This window comes from uncultured Rothia sp., from assembly GCF_937976295.1.
GTDB lineage: Bacteria > Actinomycetota > Actinomycetes > Actinomycetales > Micrococcaceae > Rothia.
The window spans coordinates 1-1,442 of sequence record NZ_CALJRY010000175.1; the positions used below are offsets into that span (position 1 = coordinate 1).

Consider the following 1,442-nt stretch of genomic DNA (forward strand, 5'->3'; position numbering starts at 1 on the left):
CCGTGGGTGACTTCTTCACGGCCGCTGTGCTCGGCGGTGTTAACCACGGCGAGGGTGGGGATGCTGGTCGGTGCCTGGGCTGCCTGGTTGCTCTGCTTGTTGTCCTTCTGAGCGTCCTTGGAATCCTTGGCATCTTCGGCGGGGACCTCGGTGGCGATGCACTGCTGGTTCAGGCTACCGGGCAGACCGGAAGACAGCACACCGCTGCCGGTAATGCCGCCGCCGTTGCTGGGTGCGGTGACGTTCTGGGCGTTGGAGCCCTTCACGCTGCTGCGGGAGTTACCGTCCTTGTTTTCGCCCTTGTCGGAGCCGTTATTGGTGTTGTCGGTGCCGCTGATAGCGGTAACACCGGATCCGCCCTGGGATGCCTGCTCACCATTCGCCGCCGCCTTCGCGCCGTTCGGGTCGGTCACCTGCGCGGCGTTCTGACCATTCACGGATCCATCCACGCGGCGAATACCGGTGGATGCGCTCGCCTCCGCCGATGCACTCGCCTCAGCACTTGCGGAGGTAGATGCGCTGGGGCTGCTGGTGGCGCTCTCGGTGGCGGTGGAGGTCGCCTCGGGGGTTTCAGTCGCCTCGCTCGTGCTTTCCTTTGCTGCTTCCTTCGCAGCGTTCTGCGCGTTCAGGAGCTTGAAGCCGTCCTCGGCGTCGGTGCCCACGGCGATGGTGTAGGTCGCCTCGGAGCTGACCGGGGTGCCGTCAGCAAGGGTTGCGGTGGCGCGGAAGGTCAGCTGGTAGATACCCTTGCGGGTGAATGCCCAGCTGAGGTGCTCGTGACCGCCAGCGGTGATGGTGTGCGGTGCGAGCTTGTCGTTGGTGCTGAAGACGCGCGGGTTGTCGCGGCCGGATTCGGTGAAGACTTCGGCGCGGCCGCCTTCGGGTACGCTGCTGCGCACGAGTTCAAGGTTGATGGTGTTGTCCTTGAGTGCGCCAGGGCGGATTCCTTCCGCACCGAGGCCGGGGTAGAGCAGGCCGCGGGTGCGGGTGGAGGGAATGTAGAAGATGTCGGTGCCTTCGGGGGCAATGTAGTCGTAGCCTGCTACGACGTTGGTGTGTGCGTCCTCGACGTCGGGCAGGTGGAAGACGGTGCGGGCGGGGTTGAATCGTCCCTGCTGGCCGGGGCCGGTGTCTGCGAGGGTGCCGAGGGTGAACTGGTTGCCGTCGAGGAAGGCGTTGAGCATTTCGGTGTGTACGCCCGCGATGACGTAGTCACCTTCGTAGTTGACGTAGGTGCGCGACTCGGTACCTGCCTGGGCGCTGGCCTGGTTTTCCTGCGCCTGGTTTTCCTGCGCCTGTGCGGCGGTGAAGGTGTCGACCTGGGGGAGGGCGAGGGGTGCCCCGAGTGCGAGGGTGCATCCGAGGGTGGTTGCGCTGAGTAGGCTCAGGGGTTTGGTGCGTCCTTGCATGGTGGCTCCTTGGATGACTGCTCGTTGGCTGGC

Annotated in this window: 1 protein-coding gene; it reads right to left on the bottom strand. The window is 65.3% G+C overall.

Annotated features, from left to right (window positions below; genetic code table 11):
• A partial coding sequence (locus tag Q0216_RS04855; protein WP_298593379.1) for a choice-of-anchor M domain-containing protein occupies positions 1-1,409 on the bottom strand: 1,409 nt, incomplete at its 3' end.
• Positions 1,410-1,442: the final 33 nt, after the last annotated feature.